This is a genomic window from Streptomyces sp. Ru72 (genome assembly GCF_002920635.1).
In the GTDB taxonomy this organism is placed as follows: Bacteria; Actinomycetota; Actinomycetes; order Streptomycetales; family Streptomycetaceae; genus Streptomyces.
In genome coordinates this window covers 129,224-149,707 of record NZ_PQSR01000007.1, presented here as the reverse complement: position 1 = coordinate 149,707, position 20,484 = coordinate 129,224, and the positions used below count along the sequence as shown (strand labels likewise).

Sequence of the window (20,484 nt, the reverse complement as noted above, 5' to 3'; positions counted from 1 at the left end):
GCCGTCCCCCTCCGGACCGGCTCCCCCGCGAACTCGCTGGAGCCGTCGACGTGCACCCGGATCGGTACGACATAGCCGATCCGTTCGTCGTGCACCGAGGCCAGGACCGGGTGGCCCGTGGCGCGGGCCAGGCGGTGGAGGTGGTCCAGGACGGCCTGCTGGAGCGGCTCCCCGGGTCCCGCGGCCACCGGCATCCCGCCCACCGTCGCCCCCGCGCCCGGCACCCCGTCGCGTGCCCCCGACGGCACCCGGACCTCGATCGGCGTCACCCCGGACCCCGTATCCCCGTCGGATGCGGCCTCCGCGAAGGAGCGGCCCCGCTTCTGTCCGCGGCTGAGTCGAGACATCGTTCCCTCACTCGGGTCGGTCGGTCGGGGAAAGGCGCCGATGTCCTCCGCCTCCATTCGGCGTCGGCTCCCCTCGTCTCCGTCCCCGGCGCTGGGCGCGGGGACGGACGGCACACCCCTTCGAGTCTCCCGCCCCCGTGCTCGTCCCCGCGTCACCGCCGCGTCACAGCCTCGTCCCAGGACCTGGGGTCCGGTACCGGACCCGCGCACCGCGGGTGAAGATCGAGGGGCGAGGAGCGAGCGAGGAGAGGCGATGCAGGGGATCGCGCGGCAGGGGCCCGGCGGGCCCGAGATCTGGGTCCGCGGGCCGGTGGTCGACGGGGCGCGACCGCCGTCCTACGGCAGCGCGAGCCCACGCCGGTTCGCCTGGGTGGCCACCCACGGCGGCGCCGGCACCTCGACGCTCGCCACCGTCTTCGGCGGCTTCGACGCGGGCCGCGGCTGGCCCCGTCCCGAGCACGACGAACCCTCCTCGGTGCTGCTGGTCGCCCGCACCCACGCGACCGGCCTGGGGGCCGTCCTCCAGTCCCTCGACGTCTTCCGGCGCGGTGCGGCCCCACCCGGCCTCGCCCTGGACGCCGTCGTCCTGGTCGCGGACGCGCCGGGCCGGCTGCCGCGCCCGCTCGCCCAGCGCGCCAAGGCGATCGAGTCGATGATCGGCGTCCACCGTGTGCCCTGGGTGCCCGCCTGGCGCACCGGCGACCTGGGCGGCCGGCCACCCCGCGAGTGCGACCGACTGGCCCGCCTGGTCGGATCGGGGGTGCGCTGAGCATGCGCTGGACCGTGCACGGCGAGCGGGCGCTGTACGAGACACCCTGGGTGCGGCTGCGGGCGCTCGACGTCGAACAGCCCGACGGGACACGCTGCGAGTACCACGTGGTCCGGCTGCGGGACGTCGCCGTCGTAGCGGCCGTCGACCGCGAACAGCGCGTGCTCATGATGTGGCGGCACCGCTTCGTCACCGACACATGGGCCTGGGAGCTGCCCATGGGCCTCGTCGAGGACGGCGAGGAGCCCGCCGCGGCGGCAGGGCGCGAACTCGAGGAGGAGACCGGATGGCGCCCGGGCCCGCTGCGGCCGCTGATGTGCGCCCAGCCCGCGGCCGGTGTCACCGACTCCCGGCACTTCGTGTTCCGCACGGACGACGCCACGCGCGTCGGCGAGCCGACCGAGCGCAACGAGTCCGACCGCCTGGAGTGGATCCCGCTGCCGGAGGTACGGGCGATGATCGAACGCGGTGAGATCGTCAGCAGCGCCACGCTGGTGGGCGTGATGGCCCTGCTGCTCGACCTCGGGCCCGGCCGGGGCGGCTGACCGGGGAGGATGGACAGTTTATGCACATGCATTTAATGTAAGCGCATAGGTCGTCCGTCCAGTACCCCGTGCAGGAGGTCCCCATGCCCCGCCGCTTCCTCTTCGTCCTCGGCAGCGCCCGCACCGACGGCAACACCGAGTTGCTCGCGCGCCGGGCCGCCGAGCAGTTGCCCGGCGACGTCGAGCAGCAGTGGATCTCGCTCGACCGGCATCCGCTCCCCGACTTCGAGGACCTACGGCACGACGCCGACCACTCGCGGCCCGAGGAGGGCGACCTCGCGCTGCTCCTGGACGCGACCCTGGCCGCCACCGACATCGTGATCGTCTCCCCGCTGTACTGGTACTCCGTGTCCTCCTCCACCAAGCGCTACCTCGACCACTGGTCCGCGTGGCTGCGCACCCCCGGCCTGGACTTCAAGGCGACCATGGCCGGGCGCACCCTGTGGGGAGTCACCGTCCTCGCCGACCGGGAGCCGTCGGTCGCCGATCCGCTGGTCGGCACGCTCAACAACTCGGCCGCCTACATGGGCATGCGTTTCGGCGGGGTCCTGCTCGGCAACGGCAGCAGGCCGGGCGACGTCCTCGACGACGCTCGGGCGCTGACGCACGCGAAGACCTTCTTCGCGCAGGAGCCGCCGCTCGCCCGCTTCCCGTACGAGGCGGCGCGCACCGCGTAGCCGCACACGCGCCGACGTCGCGCCGGCCGCCTACGCCGTGATGTCCTTCGCCGTGAACCGCGCCCACGCCGCCGAGCCGAAGACCGCCGCGTACAGGGCCTGCAGGCCCAGGTTGCGTATCAGGTCGTGCCAGTAGACCGGGTCGCGCATCAGGTCCGCGAAGGACAGCCAGTAGTGCGAGAAGAAGTACGGCTGGAGCGCGTGCAACTGCGGTATCTGGTCCATGATCTGGACCGTGATGAGCAGCCCCACCGTCGTCGCCATCGCCGCGATGCCGCTGCCCGTGAGCGTGGAGATGAACAGTCCGAGGGCCGCCACCCCGGTCAGGGACGCGGCGACGACCAGCGCGATCAGCAGGGCCCTGCCGAGTCCTTCGGCGAAGCTGATGCGCGTACCGGAGATCGTCGTCAGGTCGCCCAGCGGGAAGAGCAGGGCGCCCACCGCGAGCGCCGAGACGGCCACGACGAGCGTGGCGATCAGGCAGAAGGCGATCGTCGTGGCGTACTTGGTGAGCAACAGGCGGGTACGGCCCGCGGGGGCGACCAGCAGGTAGCGCAGGGTGCCGGAGTTCGCCTCGCCCGCGATCGCGTCGCCCGCGATGACGCCGATCGCCATCGGCAGGAAGAACGGGAGCGTCGCGGCGAGCGCGGTGAACACCAAAAACAGGCCGTTGTTGGTGATCTGCGTGATGAACGCGGGGCCACCGCCCCCGCCCCGGCCGCCGGAGGCGTCGCTCGTCTCGATCTTCACGGCGATCCCGACCAGGATCGGCACGGCGGCGAGCACGGCCAGCAGGGCGAGCGTGCGCCAGCGCCGGAACGTGGTCACCAGTTCGCTGCGCAGCAGCCCGAAGGTCCACAGCGGGCTCGTCCGGCGCAGCACGCCGGCCGGCTCAGCCTGCGACATCGAACCCCTCCCCCGTCAGCGCCACGAACGCGTCCTCCAGGGAGGCACGTTCGACGCCGAAGCCGCGTACACGGACTCCCGCCGTGACCAACGCGGTGTTCACATCGGAAAGTTCCCCCTCCGGCGGCTCGGCCGTCACCCGGTTCTCCTCCACCGCCACATCGGCCACGCCCTGTTCCTTCAGGACGCGTGCCGCTTCGGTGACGTCCGGGGTGGTCACGACGAGACGTCCGCGCGCCCCGGCCACCAGGTCTCCGACCGCGCCCTGCGCGATCAGCCGGCCCTGCGCCATCACCGCCGCGTGCGTGCAGACCTGCTCGATCTCGTCCAGCAGGTGGGAGGAGAGGAAGACGGTCGTCCCGTCGGAGGCCAGTTCCCTGACCAGGGCGCGGATCTCCCGCATGCCCTGCGGGTCGAGGCCGTTGGTCGGCTCGTCCAGGACGAGGAGCCTGCGGGGCTGGAGCAGGGCGGCGGCGAGACCGAGGCGCTGCTTCATCCCCAGGGAGTACGCCTTCGCCTTCTTGCCCGCGGCGGCGGTGAGCCCGACCCGGTCCAGGGCGGCCGCGACACGCGTCCGCCGGGTGCGCGGGTCGGCGGTCGGATCGGCGGCGTCGTAGCGCAGGAGGTTGTCCCGGCCGGAGAGGAAGCCGTAGAGCGCCGGGCCCTCGATGAGGGCGCCCACGTGCGGGAGCACGGCGCGCGTGGCCCGGGGCATGGGCTGCCCCAGCACGCGCGCCGAGCCCGAGGTGGGCTCGATCAGCCCCATCAGCATGCGGATGGTGGTGGTCTTGCCGGAGCCGTTCGGCCCGAGGAAGCCGAAGACACTGCCCGCCGGGACGGTCAGATCGAGCCCGTCCACGGCGAGCTGCCCGCCGCGGTAGCGCTTGGTGAGGGCGCGGGTGGCGATGACCGGGGCGTGAGGGTCGCTCGCCGCCCGCACCGGTGAGTCCTTCGACTCCGCTTCCACGGCGGGCAGTTCCTCCATGGGCTCTCCTGCTCCCCTTCGTCCGTACGCCGTACGGGGGTCACTTCCCCGCGTTCGCCGCCTTCACCAGCGCGTCCTTGGTGACCGCGCCCGCGTACACCTTGCCGTTGTCCGTGATCAGGGCATTGACCAGGCGGGTGGAGAAGACCGTGCCCGAGCCGAACTTGCCGGTGACGTGGTCGCCGAGCGAGTTCAGGAAGCCGGAGGCCGCGCCCTCGCCGGACGGCGATCCGGACGGCACGCCGCCCTTGCCGCCGGTGTCGAACACGTAGATCGCGTTCCAGCCCTCGCCGATGGTCTTCGACGAGCTGCCCCAGGGCGTTCCCCCGGTGTCCTTGTGCCGCGCCCCGCGCCCGGCCTCCTCGTGCCCGGCCTTCAGGTCGTCGCCCTGGGTGACCTTCGTGCCCTTGGGCGGCGTGAAGTCGAACGTCGACGCGGCCGGCTTGGCGAACGAGACCTGGGTGAAGCCCACGTCCAGCACCGCCGCGCCGCCCTTCGCCGGGGTCAGCGTGAACTTCAGCGGCAGCCCGGTCCTGGCGTCCACCGCGATGCTGATCGCGCCGACCGTCGTACCCGACTGCTTCGGCCGGATGACCAGCTTGTAGGCGTCCCGGCCCGCGACCTGGGCCGTGCCGTCGACCGTCACGGAGGTGGTCTTGTCGGCCGCCTTCAGGGCCTGATCGGCGAAGTCCCTGGGGGTGGCGGGCACGTCCTTCGGCGCCGCCTCGCCGCTCTTGTGCTCGCCCGCGCCGGTCGCGTGGTACGCCTGGTTGGAGGCGCTGTCGTACGCCCACACCTGGTCGCCGTTGCGGATGACGCTGTACTCGGCGGCCTTCTCGATGAGCGAGAGCTTCTGCTTGTCCTGGCCGTCGGCGGCGACCCGCACGGTGTGGGTCCCGGAGGCCAGCTCCAGCAGCTTGGAACTCGGGTCGGCGGCCGAGTCGCCCTTGCCCTTCTCGCCCTGGGAGAGCGCGCCCGAGGCCAGGCTGTCCTGGAGGCCGCCCAGGTCGGGCAGGCCCAGGTCCGTGCTGATCGTCACCGTGCCGGACATCTGCTGGACGTCCGACTTGGCGATCTTCTCGATGAGCTGCTGCGCGCTGATCTTCGGCAGGTCGGGGTCCCCGGAACCGGCGAACGCCGGGACGAGCCCGATGGTCGCCGCCGCCACGCCCACGACCGTGACCGGGACGACGTACCGCGCGGCCCTGCGCCGCCCGTCGCGTACGTCCTCGACCTCCCCGGCGGGTGTGCTGTCGTCGGATTCGTACGGTGCCATGTGTGCCTTACCTCCGTCGTCGGCGGCGGCCTGCTGTCTGTGCACTCTCCCCCGAGCTCTCGACTTCGCTCGAGCAGGGAGGTGCGCCCACCCCCTGCGCCGCCATTTTCACCCGGACTCCTGTGAGGTGGTCCTCTCCATATGACCAAATCACCGGGAGGGAAGCGTCAGACCGCGGGGCCAACTCCGCGTACGTCTGGGGTATGACATGAAGGGCGGGGCACGGCGTCCCACCCGTAGGGGTCGTCAGGGCACACCGGAAAGCGTGTGACGTGGCACACGTAAGGCGCGGGGCTCAGGGGCGCGTGGCGCGTCACCCTGCCCGGTGCACCACCGCGTCGCACATCTCCGTCAGGGCCGCCTTCGCGCCGCAGTCCGGCAGCGGGGCCAGGGCCGAGCGGGCGTCCTGCGCGTAGCGGACGGCGTCGCGGCGGGCCTGCTCGAGAGCGGGGTGGACCCTGAGGCGGGCGAGGGCGTCGGCGTGGCGGGCGTCGTCCGTGAGGTCGGAGTCCAGCAGCTCGCACAGGGCGACGTCCTCCGGCAGCCCGTGCCGCTGGGCGCGCTCGCGCAGGCGCAGGACCGGGAGGGTCGCGATGCCCTCGCGCAGGTCCGTCCCCGGCGTCTTGCCGGACTCGTGGGAGTCGGAGGCGATGTCCAGGACGTCGTCGGCCAGCTGGAACGCCACGCCGAGACGCTCGCCGTACTGCGTCAGCACGTCCACGACCGTCTCGTCGGCGCCCGACATCATCGCGCCGAAGCGGCACGCCACCGCCACCAGGGAGCCCGTCTTGCCGGAGAGGACGTCGAGGTAGTGGTCCACCGGGTCACGGCCGTCCCGCGGGCCCGCCGTCTCCAGGATCTGGCCGGTGACGAGCCGCTCGAACGCCTCCGCCTGGATACGGACCGCCTCCGGGCCGAGGTCGGCCAGGATGTGGGACGCGCGGGCGAACAGGAAGTCGCCGGTGAGGACCGCCACCGAGTTGCCCCAGCGGCTGTTCGCGCTGGCCACCCCGCGCCGCACCTCGGCCTCGTCCATCACGTCGTCGTGGTACAGCGTGGCGAGGTGGGTGAGCTCCACGACCACGGCCGAGGGGACGACCCCCGGCGCGTACGGGTCGCCGAACTGTGCCGCGAGCATGACGAGCAGCGGCCGGAACCGCTTCCCGCCCGCGCGCACCAGGTGCTGCGCGGCCTCGGTGATGAAGGGCACCTCGCTCTTCGTGGCGTCGAGCAGCCCCTCCTCGACAGCGGCCAATCCGGCCTGGACATCGGCTTCCAGAGCCTGGTCCCGCACGCTCAGCCCGAACGGCCCGACGACGGTCACGTGAGGTCTCCTGTCTGCTGACGTCTGCTGACGATCACACGGTCGGTATCGAGGTCGGTCACTTGATCGATGACGTCGTCAGGACGACTCGGCTCACCGAGTTTGTCGATCTGTCGCCGCCATCACTCAAGTCAGCGTATCCGGTCAGGTTTCGATCACCACGAGTGCCCGCTGTTCCAGGCCGGGCCGTATCGGATCGCGAGAGGCATGTTCTTGATCAGGTGATAGGAGCGGGTTGGGAGCGACATAGCGGAAAGCTGCCCCTCCCGGTGGCCGGCGACGCGCACCGACCCCGGAAACACCCCCTCGCATCCCGGCCCCGGAAACACCCCCTCGCGTCCCGGCCCCGGGGCAGCCCGGCGCCCCGAAGGCCTCCGCAGGGGCCACACGGCCCCCGGCGGCCCCACTCGACACCATCACCCGGCCGGGCCACACCCGGCCCCGACAGGGACGCCCGAAATCCCGGGCCGCGCGCGCGTACAGATCTGCAGGGCATGACGAGTGACGTCGGCCACATCTCCGACCCGGAGACGGGGATTCACACAGACCCGAATGATGTCCGAATTGCTCTAATTCGCCCTCCCAAAACCCGCCACTGGAAGGCGACGCCCGAGCCTTTTGTCCGAATTGCCGCTTGAGGGTCCCGAATTAGGGATGACGATCAAGGAGGAGGCGAGTGAATTAGCTCACGCACCGCAGGGCGGGGCGTGAAGCATGCGGAATCCCAACTTCCCCTTTGCCTCTGCCAAGTTGAACCCTGTTCAACAAAATGGATCACATCCCTTATTCCCGCCTTTCAACGTCATTTACCTCGGAGTGTGACTTCCAGGCTTGTTCCCGACATGTGCTCTCGCATACCTTCCCAATCGATCCGGACGGACCGCCGAATCCTGCCGCCGCCCGCGATCCATTGACCACCACGGCAGGAGCGGGGGACCCAGGTAAGTCGCCGGACCGGACACAGCGCCGGAACGGCTTGGGGTGAAGCCGATTCCTCGACACCGAGGACACGGCCGGGCACCTCCCAGCCCGAACCCGACAGCTCACCTCGCAGGCGCCGGAGAGGACTACGACATGCCCGCTTTCGCCCTGCCCGCACGCCGTCGGGACCGCCGCTCCAAGGCCGCGCGCCTCACCCGTGCCCTCGCTGTCGCGGGGACGGGTGCCGCCGTTCTGGCCCTTCCGGTCCTGGGCGCGACCAGCGCTTCCGCCGCGACCCCCACCTCCGCGACGACCACGACCGCCGCCGCCAAGACCGTGACGACGCGCGCCGGAAACCTCGACAGCTGGATCCGCCAGTCGCTGGTCGTCATGCGGCAGCACGGGATCCCCGGCTCCTACTACGGCATCTACCGCAACGTGATGCGTGAGTCGTCCGGCAACCCGTCCGCCATCAACCTCTGGGACTCCAACGCCCGGATGGGCATCCCGTCCAAGGGCCTCCTCCAGGTCATCGACCCGACCTTCCGCGCGTACCACGTGCCGGGCACGTCCTGGAACATCTACGACCCGGTGGCGAACATCACGGCCGCGTGCAACTACGCCGCCCACCGGTACGGCTCCATCGACAACGTCCACAGCGCGTACTGACGTCGTGCGCCGTGCGTGCCGAGGCTGAAGCCGAGGGCTAGCGGCCCCTGAAGAGTCGTTCGAGGACGACGGCGATGCCGTCGTCCTCGTTCGACTTCGTGATCTCGTCGGCGACCGCCTTGAGTTCGGGGTGGGCGTTCGCCATGGCGACGCCGTGCGCGGCCCAGTCGAACATCGGGATGTCGTTCGGCATGTCGCCGAACGCGATGGTCTGGGACGGCCCCAGGCCCAGGTACTCGGCGGCGAGCGCGAGCCCCGTCGCCTTGGTGATGCCGCATGGCTGGAGTTCGACCGTGCCGGGCCCGGACATGGTGACCGTCGCCAGCGAACCGACCGCGCCACGCGCCGCCGTCGCCAACTCGTCGTCGGTCAGGGCGTGATGGCGCAGCAGCACCTTGCTGATGGGCGCGCACCACAGGTCGTCGCGCCGTTGGACCCGCACCGCGGGCAGCGTGGGGTGCGGCATCCGGTATCCGGGTTCGATGAGCGTGAGCCCGTCCACGCCGTCCTGGTCTACGGCCGCGTACACCTGCCCCACCTCGGCCTCGATCTTGCCGAGCGCGGTCTCGGCCAACTCCCGGTCGAGGGTGACGGAAGACAGCAACCGGTCCGCGCCGGCGTCGTACACCTGCGCGCCCTGACCGCACACCGCGAGCCCCCTGCCGCCCAGGTCGTCGAGCAGCGGCCGCACCCTGGGGGCCGGACGCCCCGTCACCACGAGGTGCCGCGCGCCGGCCGCGGTGGCCCGCGCCAGCGCGTCCCTCGACCGGTCGGAGAGCGTGTCGTCACCGCGCAGCAGCGTCCCGTCCAGGTCAGTGGCGATGAGTGAATATGCGAGGGGTGCGGCCATGATCAGAGAATACGGATGGAACACCCCCACGACTCACCGCGAACCAGCCGACGTCCGGCCACCCGTCGTGAACCGGCCGATGACCCGCGGCCGACCCGGCGCTGTCCCACGGCCGACCCCCATGCGCCCTGCCGGGCACCGGTCGGCATCCGGCCCGACGACCGTGGCCCTTCCGAGGGGGAAGGGCCACGCGGTGGTCCGTTGGCCGGCCGGGGTCAGCCGTGGGCCGTCGCCAGGTGCTTGGCCAGGCGAGGCGAGGCGAACTCCGTGCCACAGACGAACCGCATCACCGGTCCGTAGGAGGCCGCCGCCGGCAGGCCCGTGAAGTACAGGCCGGGGACCGAGGACACATAGCCCGCGCCGAGCCTCGGGGTGCCCCGGCTCACCGCCAGGCGCGTACGCAGCTCATGTCCCAGGAAGCCCATCGCGGAGATGTCCACGCGGTAGCCGGTCGCGGCGATGACGTGGTCCGCGGTCATCTCCTCCGTGCGGCCCGTGTGGGTCCGGACCGTCAGGGCCGGGCTGCCGTCCGCCACAGACGCACCGAGGATGCCGACGACCTCACGCACCTGCACGTTCTCCTGGAAGCGGTCTCGCAGCCACCACGCGCCGAGCGGGCCGAGGACACGGCGCACCAGGTAGTGGCGGGTCTGGGCGGGCAGGAAGCGGTACGGGTGGGGGTAGTAGCTCAGCGCCCACAGGGACCAGGCACGGCCGAAGGGCGACTCGGGGCGCAGCTTCGGCTGGTCCCACGGGGGTGCGCCGAAAGCGACCCTGCCCTGCCCGCGCGCCACCACGCGCACCCGTGCGCCCGCCTCGGCCGCAAGCGCCGCCGTCTCCAGCGCCGACTGGCCGGCGCCGACGACCAGCAGCTCCTTGCCGGAGAACCTGCTGAGGTCATGGTGCTGGGAGCTGTGCGAGACCGGGCCGGTGGGCGTGGGGCCGTCGGCTGCCGCGGCGGCCAGCTCCGGCGGGAGGTGGGCGAGGCCCGACAGGCCGGTCGCCACCACGACCGCCCGAGCGGTGAACGACTCGCCCGAGTCCAGCTTGAGATCGAAGCCACCGCCCTTGCGGCGGTCCACGGAGACCACACGGACCCGCTCCAGCTCGGGCACCAGCTTCTGCTGGAACCACTCCCCGTACGCGATGAACGTCTCGACCGGGATGATGTCCTCGTCCGTCACCAGCCGCTGGATGCCCGCCGCGTCACAGTAGTCGGCCAGGGTGTGGCCGCGCTGGGGCGCGTCGATGTTCGAGGCGGCCGGAGTGGACTTCAGGAGCATGCCCGCGGGCATGCTGTCACGCCAGCTGACCATGGGCTCGCCGAAGACGCGGACCGGGATACCGCGCCCGCGCAGATGGGCGGCGGTGGACAGGCCGAAAGGCCCGGCACCGATGACTGCTACCGGTTGAATCACGAAGTCCCTCCCCAGGACGCCATGTGCCTACTTCGTGGTGGAGCGGGTACGCCTGCGACGTACCGGTCGTACGCCTACGACGTACGGGTCGTGCTGCCGCGGCGGTTGGTCCGCCACAGCTGATAAAGGTGCTTCGCGCCCGGCCGCACGAAGCGCGCGAGCATCGTGACGAACGGCAGTGGGTCGTCGCCCGCGAACCAGGCCAGTTCCGTACCGCTCGCCCGGGCCGGTGCGTGCGGTGTCGTGTAGCCGCTGCGGCGGTAGGCGAGCAGGGCGGGCAGGTCGATGTTCTCCACGATGTACCGGTGGCCCGCGCGCTGTTCCCCCTCCGGTACGGTGCGGCCGGTCAGGTCCAGGTGCATGGCGCGGACGACGTCCACCCCCGACTCGTTCTCGAACAGCCGGAACTGGGCGCCCATGCGCGGATTGAAGTCGAGCAGTTTGTACTGTTCGTCGCGCCGGTCGAAGCGCAGGTCGAGGTCGACGATGCCGGTGAAGCCGATCTGTTTGATGAAACGTGCGGCGAGATCGGCGAGTTCCGGGTTGTCGACGACGTACGCGTTCGCCGTCATGCCCGCGTGGGGCGGCCAGGAGCGCACCTTGACGCCGGTGAACAGGGCGAGCGGGGTGGAGTCCTGGTCGAAATAGGCGTGCACGATCCAGTCCTCGGCCTGCTCACGGGGCAGGTACTCCTGGAGGATCACGCCCGGCCGCTCGCCCCAGTCGCGCGCGAGCCTGAGCAGCCCCTCCCGGGTGGCGATCTTCGTGGTGCCGCCCACCGCGGGCCGTTCGCGACGCACGAACGCCTCGCGATTCTTCGCCACGAGCGGGAAGCGCGCCTTGTCGGCGAAGCGCTGGATGTCGTCGTAGGACTGCGGGAAGGCGGCCCGGGGGCTGGGGATGCCGTGTTCCACGCACAGTTCGTGCAGGCCCTGCTTGCTGGCGAGGCGGCGCGGGAGTCCCCCGTCCACCTTCGGGAACAGGAAGTGCCCGGCGAGGGCGTCCTGGTGCTCCGCGATCAGGACCGCTGCCTCCTCGTCGGTCGGAACGAGGACCGTCGGCCGGCCGATACGGCGCCCGACGCGCAGCAGGCCCTCCACGAGCCGCTCCGGTTCCTCGGTCCCGGTGGTCGGCCACACGAAGGCGCGCCGCAGATAGCGGGAGGCCGCGGCCGGCGTGTAGCGGTCCTCCGTGATCGCATACATCGGTATGCCGAGCCGGCCCAGGCTGCGGATCGCGCCGACCCCGCCGTGGTGCAGCGGATAGTCGCCGAACTTCACGATGAGCCCCGGCACGTCGCGGTCCGCGTCGAACGGCACACCGCCGGTGCTCCTGGCCACGGGTCCCCCCACGCGTCCCCCCTACGGACCGGACCCACCCCGTCCGTGTCCCCCAAAGGACGCTAAGCCGGAATTACCCCCTCCGACAAGACCAATACGGACATTGCAAACTCTTTAGACACTGCCCAAGACAGATGACTCACCCGTAACGTGTGCGGCGACCACATGGAACGCACTGGAACGCACCCCCATGCACGGCACACCCGAAGTGCACGAAAGCGAGGCAGCATCCCATGCCCCCCTTCGACGTCCCCGAGGGCGACCCCTTCGGTCCGCACAACCTCCCCTACGGCGTCTTCTCCCCCGCCGGTTCCGACGAGCGGCGCGTCGGCGTCCGCCTGGGCGACCACGTGCTCGATGCGGGCACGGCGGCCACGGCGCTCGGCTCCCCGTACGCCTCCCTGCTGGCGCGTCCGTCCCTGAACCCGCTGCTGGCCGCGGGCCGCACCACCTGGTCGGATGTGCGGCGGGCGCTGACGGCGTGGGTGACGGTGCCCGCGCACCGGGAGACCGTGGAGCCGCTGCTGCACCCGCTCTCCGAGGTGACGCTGCACCTGCCCTTCGAGGTCGCGGACTACGTCGACTTCTACGCCTCCGAGAACCACGCCCGAAACGTCGGGCAGATCTTCCGCCCGGACGCGGCGGACTCCCTGACCCCCAACTGGAAGCATCTGCCGATCGGCTACCACGGCCGGTCCGGCACGGTGGTGGTGTCGGGCACGGATGTCGTGCGGCCGTCGGGACAGCGCAAGGCGCCCGCCGACCCGGCACCGGTGTTCGGGCCCTCGGTCCGTCTGGACATCGAGGCGGAGGTGGGCTTCGTGGTGGGCGCGCCGTCGCGGCTGGGGCGGCCGGTGCCGCTCACGGCCTTCCGCGACCACGTGTTCGGGCTCTGCCTGCTCAACGACTGGTCGGCGCGGGACATCCAGGCCTGGGAGTACGTGCCGCTCGGGCCGTTCCTCGGCAAGTCGTTCGCCACGTCCGTCTCGGCGTGGATCACCCCGCTGGACGCGCTGGAGGAGGCGCGGGTGGCCCCGCCCGAGCGCACGCATCCGCTGCTGCCGTACCTGGACGACTCACAGGAGGAACCGGGGGGCTACGACCTGCGCATCTCCGTCGCGATCAACGGCCATGTCGTCTCCGAGCCGCCGTTCTCCACCATGTACTGGACGGCGGCCCAGCAGCTGGCGCACATGACGGTGAACGGCGCGTCCCTGCGCACCGGCGACCTCTACGGCTCCGGCACGGTGAGCGGCCCGACGGAGCGCGAACGCGGCTCACTGCTGGAGCTGACGTGGAACGGTCGGGACCCTCTCGAACTTCCGGACGGGAAACGGACGTTCCTGGAGGACGGGGACGTGGTGACACTGACCGCGTGGGCGCCGGGCCCGGGTGGGACGCGGGTGGGTCTCGGGGAGGTGACGGGGCGGGTGGTGCCGACCACCCTGTCGTAGCCACCGCCTCGCCCGCTCACCCGGCAGTGGCAGATCTTGCCCCATCGCCCAGCGAAACCCCAGGTCAGCGGCATACGTGACGCCCCGGCACATGGCGCAACAATGCGGCAACACAGCTTTCCCTACCGCCTCGGTATGGTTCAGAACATGCCACCCACCGACCGCATCCGAGACCACGCCGGTCAGGGCGCCGCGACCACCGTCGCCGCCCACCGCACGCGTCGTCGGCTGCGTGCGGACCAGGCCAGGCAGCTTGCCGATCTCCTCCGCCACCAGATCCTCACCGGCGGCTTCCCGGACGGCACGCTCCCGCACGAAACCACCCTCGGCACCGACTACGGCGCCTCCCGCAACACCGTCCGCCAGGCCCTCGACCTCCTCCGCGCCGAGGGCCTGGTGGACCGGCTGCCGGGAGTCGGCACGATCGTCGCCGCCCGCAAGTACCCTCATGGACTGGACCGGCTGATGGGCCTGGCGGAAACCCTGCACGAACACGGCCGCGTCACCAACGAGGTCCGCACTCTGGGCCCCGCTCCCGCACCCGCCCCCGTGGCGGAGCGCCTGCACGTCCAACCCGGCGCCGACGTCCTCTACATCGAACGCCTGCGCAGATTGAACGGCCTCCCCCTCTCCCTGGACCTGACCTACATCCTGCTCGACATCGGCACCGCCCTCCTCGACGCCGACCTGGAGAACACCGACGTCTTCCGCCTCCTGGAAGCCACCACCGGCCAACGCCTCGGCCACGCCGAGATCACCCTGGAAGCCGTGAACGCGGACGCCCACTCCTCCGCCGTGCTCCAGGCCCCCCGCGGTGCCGCCGTACTGATGCTGGAACGCCTCACCCACCTCGCCGACGGCCGGCCCGTCGACCTGGAGTTCATCCGCTTCCGCGGCGACCGCATCACCATGAGCGGTCTGCTGCACCGGTCCCTGTAACCCCTGTTCGCCCCCCCTTCCGCCCTGTCCGGGCACCTTCCTGGAGACAGCCATGCCCTTGGCGCCCCAGCGGGCCGACGTGCCCGTGACCATCGACGAGTCGAAGTGCATCGACGGCTGCACCCTGTGCGTGGACATGTGCCCGCTGGACTCCCTCGCCATCGACGAGAGCACCGGCAAGGCGTACATGCACGTCGACGAGTGCTGGTACTGCGGACCGTGCGCGGCCCGCTGTCCCACCGGAGCGGTCACGGTCAACATGCCCTACCTGCTCCGCTGAGAGGCCCGAACTCCCATGAAACGCACGGCAGTCTCCCTCGCCACGGTCGCCCTCCTCCTCCCGCTCGCCGCGTGCGGCGCGAGCGCGCGGGCGGGCACCGGCTCCACGATCACCGTCACCGTCGGCTACCAGTCCAAGACCATCAACACCGTCACGGCGGGCACCCTTCTGCGCTCCCTGGGCTACTTCGAGCAGCAGCTGGGCGCCCTGCACGACGGCCACACCTACAAGGTCGTCTGGCAGGACTACGCGACCGGAGCCCCCATCACCGCCCAGATGACCGCCGGGAAGATCGACATCGGCTCCATGGGCGACTTCCCGCTCCTCATCAACGCGGCCCGTGGAAGGCAGCTGGGCCGCCCCACCCACCTGGTCTCCGTCACCGGCTACAACCTGCGCGGCGGCCTCAACACCATCGTCACCGCACCGGATTCGAAGCTCTCCTCCCTGCGGGACCTGAAGGGCAGGAAGGTCTCCACGAGCGTCGGCTCCGCCGCGGACGGCACCCTCGTACGAGCCCTGCAGCGCGCCGGGATCGACCCGGACAAGGGCATCGAGAAGCTCAACCAGCAGCCCGCGGTGGGCGCCTCGGCGCTCGCGGCGGGCAGCGCGGACGCGCTGAGCCAGTTCGTGGCCTGGCCGGGCCTGCTCGCCTACCAGGGCAAGGCGAAGGCGTTGTACGACGGTGCGCAGCTGAACCTGCCGACGTTCCACGGCGTCACCGCGCGCGCGGACTTCGCCCAGCAGCGCCCGGCCGTCCTCGGGGCCTTCCTGAAGGCGCAGGCGGAGGCGACCGACTACCTGAACGCCCACCCCGTGACCGCGGCCGAGAAGGTCGCCAAGGCCACCGGCCTGCCCGCCGAGGTCGTCTACCTCTACAACGGCGCCCACGGCATCTCCACCTTCGACCCGGCCGTCAAGCCGCAGTTGGTGTCCGCGCTGAAGCAGGACGTGTCGATCCTGAAGTCCGCCAAGCTGACCGGCGACATCGACGTGGACTCCTTCGTCGACGACCAGTACGCGAAGAAGGCACTCGGCTCGACGTACACGAAGGATCTCGCCGCGACTCCTCCGCCGGCCGCGAGCGAGGTGTGGTCCAAGGGCGCGGAGACCACACGGACCTTCAAGGCCCCCGATGAGCTGCTGAAGTACGTGGCGCAGCACCGCTCGGACATCCGGGCCGCGTACGTGCCCGACGCCACCACCGGCACCCTGTGGTTCGCCGACAAGGCGGTGTGGGTGGCGGACGGCAGCCGTCTGCTCCCCTTCGTCGCACCGGCCACCGCGCAGGCGTACATCGGCGCGCACCCGGGGGCACGTGCCGTCACGTACGCCGACGCGCTGGGACGGGCGTCGTGAGCCGGTACGCGCTGCGGGTGGCGTCCCTGGCCGCCGCCCTCGGCCTGTGGCAGCTGCTGACCAGCCTGAAGATCGACGTGTGGCTGCGTTTCTCGCAGTTCCCCACCGTCACCGAGGTGGCCCGCGCGTTCGCCGACCGGCTTTCCGGCGGTGACTACTGGACGGATCTGGCCGACAGCCTGACCCGTATCCTCACCGGTTTCCTGCTGGCGGCGGTCCTGGGTGTGGCCACCGGCGTGCTCGTGGCCCGCTCCCGCCTCGCCGAGGACCTGCTCGGCCCGCTGCTGGAGGTGGTCCGCCCGATCCCGGCGATCGCGCTGGTCCCCGTGGCCATCCTCCTCTTCCCCAACAACGAGCAGGGCATCGTGTTCATCACCTGCACGGCGGCCTTCTTCCCCGTGCTGGTCTCCACCCGGCACGCGGTCCGCGCGCTGACCCCCGTGTGGGAGGAGGCGGTGCGGACCATGGGCGGCGGCCGGTGGCGGGTCCTCGGGTCGGTGGTCCTGCCGGGCGCGCTGCCCGGCATCTTCGGCGGTCTGTCGGTCGGGATCGGCGTGTCGTGGATCTGTGTGATCTCCGCCGAAATGATCTCCGGGCAGTACGGCGTCGGCTACCGCACCTGGCAGGACTACACGGTCGTCGACTACCCGGGCGTCTTCGTCGGCATGGTCACCATCGGCGTACTGGGCTGGGTGACGTCCACAGCGGTGGAACTGCTGGGCCGCCGTCTGACGCGCTGGCTGCCCCGGACGTCGTACGCCGCCGCGGACCGCGTCCCCCGGGTGCGAGGCACCGCCCCCGCTCCCGTCCCGAGCAGCCCCGAGCCCGTGCGGGAGGTACCCGATGACCAGCTCGTCTGACGTCCGGACAGCGTCCCGGACCGGTGCCCGGCTCACCCTGCGGGCAGCCGCGCTCGGCCGCCCGGGCGCGCCCGCCGTGGAGGGCGTCGACCTGGACATCGCCTCCGGAGAGATCCTCACCGTCGTCGGCCCCTCCGGGTGCGGCAAGTCGACCCTGCTGCGGACGCTGGCCGGACTCCTGCCCACGCTGGCCGGGACGGTGGAACAGGACGGCCGCCCCCTGAACGGTCCCGCCGCCGACCGTGCGCTGGTCTTCCAGGAGGACGCCCTGCTCCCCTGGCGCACCCTGCGGGCGAACATCGAACTGCCGCTGGCCATCAAGGGCGTACCGCGTGCCCAACGCCGTACCCAGGCCGAGGCCTGGCTGGACCGGGTCCGACTGGCCGACCAGGCACGGCACCTGCCCCACCGCGTCTCCGGGGGGCAGCGCCAGCGCGCACAACTGGCGCGCGCCCTCGCGGCCGACCCGCGCGCCGTCCTGATGGACGAACCCTTCGGCGCCCTCGACGCCCAGACCCGCGCCGGCATGCAGGACCTGCTGGTGGAGGTGCTGCGCGGCACGGGCGCGACCGTCGTCTTCGTCACCCACGACGTGGACGAGGCCCTGAACCTGGGCGACCGCGTGGCGCTGCTCGGCAGGGGCCGGCTCCTCGCCGTACGGGACGTACCGCGCCCGCGCGACCGTACCGCGCACGACGATGCGGCCCGGCGTGCCCTGCGCCGCGACGTCCTCACCTCACTCGGTTCCTGAACACGGGAAAGGCAACCCTGGTGGACACCCCCATGGAGATCCCCGCCCTCACCGATGCGGAAGAACTCTCCTGCGACGTGCTCGTGATCGGCGGCGGCACGGCCGGCACCATGGCGGCGCTGACGGCCGCCGAGCGCGGCGCGGACGTGCTGCTGCTGGAGAAGGCGCACGTCCGGCACTCCGGCGCGCTCGCCATGGGAATGGACGGCGTCAACAACGCGGTCATCCCGGGCCGCGCCGAGCCCGACGACTACGTCGCCGAGATCACCCGCGCCAACGACGGCATCGTCGACCAGTCCACCGTCCGGCAGACCGCGACCCGCGGCTTCGCCATGGTGAGGCGCCTGGAGTCGTACGGGGTGAAGTTCGAGAAGGACGAGCACGGCGAGTACGCGGTCCGCCAGGTGCACCGGTCCGGCTCCTACGTCCTGCCGATGCCCGAGGGCAAGGACGTCAAGAAGGTCCTGTACCGGCAGCTGCGGCGGCGCGAGATGCGGGAACGGATCCGGATCGAGAACCGCGTGATGCCGGTCAGGGTGCTGACGTCCGGGGGCCGGGCCGTGGGCGCGGCGGGCTTCCACACCCGTACGGGCCGGTTCGTGGTGGTCCGCGCGGGCGCGGTGATCCTGGCGACGGGCGCCTGCGGCCGCCTCGGTCTGCCCGCCTCCGGCTACCTGTACGGCACCTACGAGAACCCGACGAACGCCGGCGACGGCTACGCGATGGCCTACCACGCGGGCGCCGAGCTGACCGGCATCGAGTGCTTCCAGATCAACCCGCTGATCAAGGACTACAACGGCCCGGCCTGCGCCTACGTCGCCAACCCCTTCGGCGGCTACCAGGTCAACCGGCACGGCGAACGCTTCGTCGACTCCGACTACTGGTCGGGGCAGATGATGGCGGAGTTCGCGGAGGAGGTGGCCTCGGACCGGGGCCCGGTGTACCTCAAGCTGAGCCATCTTCCGGAGGAGTCGATCTCGGCGCTGGAGTCGATCCTGCACTCGACGGAACGCCCGACGCGCGGCACCTTCCACGCGGGCCGCGGCCACGACTACCGCACCCACGACGTGGAGATGCACATCTCGGAGATCGGCCTGTGCGGCGGCCACTCGGCCTCGGGCGTCCGCGTCGACGACCACGCCCGGACGACGGTCCCCCGCCTGTACGCCGCCGGCGACCTGGCCTGTGTGCCGCACAACTACATGATCGGCGCGTTCGTGTTCGGCGAGCTGGCCGGTGAGGACGCCGCGCAGTACCAGGCCTACGAGGGCGCGTTGCCGCAGGACCAGCTCCGTGAGGCACACGAGCTGATCTACCGCCCGCTGCGCAACCCGGACGGCCCGCCGCAGCCCCAGGTCGAGTACAAGCTGCGCCGCTTCGTGAACGACTACGTGGCCCCGCCGAAGGCCGGCGCCCGGCTGTCCCTGGCGCTGGAGGCGTTCGAGCGGATGCGCGCCGACATCGCCTCCATGGGCGCCCGGACGCCGCACGAGCTGATGCGTTGCGCGGAGGTGACCTTCATCCGCGACTGCGCGGAGATGGCGGCCCGCGCCTCCCTGGCCCGCACGGAGTCCCGCTGGGGCCTCTACCACGACCGCCTCGACCATCCGGAACGCGACGACGCGTCCTGGTTCCACCATCTCGATCTGCACAAGTCCCCCTCTGGCGCGATGGAGTTCACGGCACGTCCCGTGGCTCCCTATCTGGTTCCGGTGGAGGGCTTCGCCCCTGTGGGCGGTGCCTCCCGGGCGCTCGGCGAGGTGCGTCCGGAGCAGGTGGCGACGGCCGGGGCACGGGAGGTGGCGCCCACCGCGGTGCGGGGTCGGCCCACGGCGGGCGACGCGGCCGTCCGCCCCGTCACCGGCCATGACGCGCCGACGTCACCCCGCCTGCTGGAACTCCTCGCCCTGGCGGAGGAGCAACCCGAACTCACCGCGCTGCGGCCCTACTTGGACGATCCCGACCCCTCCGTCCGCCGCACCGCCGTCACGGTGCTGACCGAGACCCTGCCGCACGGCACCGGCCCGGCACTCGCGGCCCTGCTCAGCGACACGGACGCCGACGTGCGCGCCGCCGCGGCCGCCTCCCTGCGCGAACTCGTGGAGACGCTGCCACCCGAGCCGGCCCTCCGCGACCGCCTCGCCGCTGCCCTGTCCGAGCCCGACCCCGTCGTCCGCGCCGCCGCGCTGGACGTCCTGCGGGCGCTGCGGCTGGGCGACGCCGATCTGTTCGCGGAGGCTCTCGCCGACTCCGACACGACGGTCCGTATCGAGGCCGTGCGCGCGCTCGTCTCCGTCGACGCGGTCGCACCGCTGGTGCGCGCGGCGACCACCGACCCGTCCCGCGAGGTCCGCGTGGCGCTCGCCAAGGCCCTCGGCACGGTGGGCCGGGCAGACCCCGATGGCGGGGCGACCGCCGGAGCGGACGGGGTCCTGTCCGCACTCGCCGACCTCACCGGCGACCCCGACGCGCTGGTCCGTGCGGCCGCCTACGGCGCACTCGCCGCCGTCGGCTGCCCGCCACCACTCGCCGACCGCGCCACGGCCGCCCTGTCCGACTCTGCCTGGCAAGTCCGCGCCGGTGCCGCCGCCGCGCTCGCCGCCGCCGACCTCGAGGTGGCGGTCCCCGCCCTCGCCAAGGCCCTGGCCGATCCCAATGCGGACGTCCGGAAGGCAGCCGTCCTGGCGCTGACCCGGCACAGCGACGCGCACGACGCCCGCGCGGCCCTCGCCACGGCCACCGCGGACTCGGACGCGGACGTCAGGGCGTACGCGGCACGTGCGCTGTGAGCCCGGCCGGGGGGCGGCTCATGGC

18 protein-coding genes, 1 pseudogene and 1 riboswitch are annotated in these 20,484 nt (G+C 71.8%); of the genes and pseudogenes, 11 read left to right on the top strand and 8 right to left on the bottom strand.

The features are described from left to right. Nucleotides 1-347 (bottom strand): annotated as a pseudogene (locus C3488_RS05785) (hypothetical protein); the annotation flags it as partial. Nucleotides 348-600: 253 nt separating this feature from the next. Here C3488_RS05785 and C3488_RS05780 point away from each other — a divergent pair. The 3 genes from C3488_RS05780 to C3488_RS05770 all read left to right on the top strand — a co-directional run bounded on the left by C3488_RS05780 (nucleotide 601) and on the right by C3488_RS05770 (nucleotide 2,338). Then, nucleotides 601-1,116 (top strand): DUF6668 family protein, encoded by a 516-nt coding sequence (locus C3488_RS05780; protein WP_103838202.1) that lies wholly within the window; start codon nucleotides 601-603, stop codon nucleotides 1,114-1,116. A 2-nt stretch (nucleotides 1,117-1,118) separates the two neighbouring features. Continuing rightward, nucleotides 1,119-1,661: an NUDIX hydrolase gene (locus C3488_RS05775; protein WP_103838201.1), complete on the top strand. Its 543-nt coding sequence runs from the start codon at nucleotides 1,119-1,121 to the stop codon at nucleotides 1,659-1,661. Between the two features lie 83 nt (nucleotides 1,662-1,744). Further along, nucleotides 1,745-2,338, top strand: coding sequence for a flavodoxin family protein (locus C3488_RS05770; protein WP_103838200.1), 594 nt, complete (start codon nucleotides 1,745-1,747; stop codon nucleotides 2,336-2,338). A 30-nt stretch (nucleotides 2,339-2,368) separates the two neighbouring features. On the opposite strand, the gene C3488_RS05765 is transcribed toward C3488_RS05770, so the two are convergent. From C3488_RS05765 to C3488_RS05750, 4 genes are all read right to left on the bottom strand, one after another. Beyond that, complete coding sequence (locus tag C3488_RS05765) at nucleotides 2,369-3,244, bottom strand: ABC transporter permease (RefSeq protein ID WP_103838199.1); 876 nt, start codon at nucleotides 3,242-3,244, stop codon at nucleotides 2,369-2,371. Beyond that, nucleotides 3,231-4,229 carry an ABC transporter ATP-binding protein gene (locus C3488_RS05760; RefSeq protein WP_258053299.1) on the bottom strand — a complete coding sequence of 333 codons (999 nt, stop codon included), beginning with the start codon at nucleotides 4,227-4,229 and terminating at the stop codon, nucleotides 3,231-3,233. The genes C3488_RS05765 and C3488_RS05760 overlap by 14 nt, the downstream gene beginning before the upstream one ends. A 40-nt stretch (nucleotides 4,230-4,269) precedes the next feature. Next, the gene (locus tag C3488_RS05755) at nucleotides 4,270-5,505 is read right to left on the bottom strand and encodes a sigma-E factor regulatory protein RseB domain-containing protein (protein WP_103838198.1); all 1,236 of its coding nucleotides are present in this window, start codon (nucleotides 5,503-5,505) and stop codon (nucleotides 4,270-4,272) included. A 313-nt stretch (nucleotides 5,506-5,818) separates the two neighbouring features. Further along, the gene (locus C3488_RS05750; protein WP_103838197.1) at nucleotides 5,819-6,829 is read right to left on the bottom strand and encodes a polyprenyl synthetase family protein; all 1,011 of its coding nucleotides are present in this window, start codon (nucleotides 6,827-6,829) and stop codon (nucleotides 5,819-5,821) included. A 905-nt stretch (nucleotides 6,830-7,734) separates the two neighbouring features. Then, a riboswitch (cyclic di-AMP (ydaO/yuaA leader) is annotated at nucleotides 7,735-7,899 on the top strand. A 4-nt stretch (nucleotides 7,900-7,903) separates the two neighbouring features. Between C3488_RS05750 and C3488_RS05745 the strand changes: the two genes are divergently transcribed. After that, entirely contained in the window at nucleotides 7,904-8,419 is a 516-nt protein-coding gene (locus C3488_RS05745) for a transglycosylase SLT domain-containing protein (RefSeq protein ID WP_374955399.1), read from the top strand. 37 nt (nucleotides 8,420-8,456) lie between these two features. Here the strand turns inward: C3488_RS05745 and C3488_RS05740 are convergent, their stop codons facing one another. The 3 genes from C3488_RS05740 to C3488_RS05730 form a co-directional block, all read right to left on the bottom strand. Further along, nucleotides 8,457-9,269, bottom strand: a complete 813-nt coding sequence (locus C3488_RS05740; RefSeq protein WP_103838215.1) for an HAD family hydrolase — start codon at nucleotides 9,267-9,269, stop codon at nucleotides 8,457-8,459. A gap of 215 nt (nucleotides 9,270-9,484) precedes the next feature. Beyond that, nucleotides 9,485-10,687 carry an FAD-dependent oxidoreductase gene (locus tag C3488_RS05735; RefSeq protein ID WP_103838196.1) on the bottom strand — a complete coding sequence of 401 codons (1,203 nt, stop codon included), beginning with the start codon at nucleotides 10,685-10,687 and terminating at the stop codon, nucleotides 9,485-9,487. Between the two features lie 74 nt (nucleotides 10,688-10,761). After that, nucleotides 10,762-12,006, bottom strand: coding sequence for an ATP-grasp domain-containing protein (locus C3488_RS05730; RefSeq protein ID WP_103838195.1), 1,245 nt, complete (start codon nucleotides 12,004-12,006; stop codon nucleotides 10,762-10,764). A gap of 254 nt (nucleotides 12,007-12,260) precedes the next feature. Here C3488_RS05730 and fahA point away from each other — a divergent pair, with 254 nt between their 5' ends. From fahA to C3488_RS05695, 7 genes are all read left to right on the top strand, one after another. Next, nucleotides 12,261-13,481, top strand: coding sequence for a fumarylacetoacetase (fahA, locus tag C3488_RS05725; protein ID WP_103838194.1), 1,221 nt, complete (start codon nucleotides 12,261-12,263; stop codon nucleotides 13,479-13,481). 147 nt (nucleotides 13,482-13,628) lie between these two features. Beyond that, complete coding sequence (locus C3488_RS05720; RefSeq protein ID WP_103838193.1) at nucleotides 13,629-14,420, top strand: GntR family transcriptional regulator; 792 nt, start codon at nucleotides 13,629-13,631, stop codon at nucleotides 14,418-14,420. Between the two features lie 52 nt (nucleotides 14,421-14,472). Then, nucleotides 14,473-14,700, top strand: a complete 228-nt coding sequence (locus C3488_RS05715) for a ferredoxin family protein (protein ID WP_103838192.1) — start codon at nucleotides 14,473-14,475, stop codon at nucleotides 14,698-14,700. Between the two features lie 15 nt (nucleotides 14,701-14,715). Next, the gene (locus C3488_RS05710) at nucleotides 14,716-16,059 is read left to right on the top strand and encodes an ABC transporter substrate-binding protein (protein WP_103838191.1); all 1,344 of its coding nucleotides are present in this window, start codon (nucleotides 14,716-14,718) and stop codon (nucleotides 16,057-16,059) included. Beyond that, nucleotides 16,056-16,919 (top strand): ABC transporter permease, encoded by an 864-nt coding sequence (locus C3488_RS05705; protein WP_103838190.1) that lies wholly within the window; start codon nucleotides 16,056-16,058, stop codon nucleotides 16,917-16,919. Before C3488_RS05710 ends, C3488_RS05705 begins: the two co-directional genes overlap by 4 nt. Then, nucleotides 16,903-17,670 carry an ABC transporter ATP-binding protein gene (locus C3488_RS05700; RefSeq protein ID WP_103838189.1) on the top strand — a complete coding sequence of 256 codons (768 nt, stop codon included), beginning with the start codon at nucleotides 16,903-16,905 and terminating at the stop codon, nucleotides 17,668-17,670. Before C3488_RS05705 ends, C3488_RS05700 begins: the two co-directional genes overlap by 17 nt. 32 nt (nucleotides 17,671-17,702) lie before the next feature. Then, a complete protein-coding gene (locus C3488_RS05695; protein WP_103838188.1) occupies nucleotides 17,703-20,459 on the top strand; it encodes a fumarate reductase/succinate dehydrogenase flavoprotein subunit in 2,757 nt (918 codons plus the stop codon). Nucleotides 20,460-20,484: the final 25 nt, after the last annotated feature.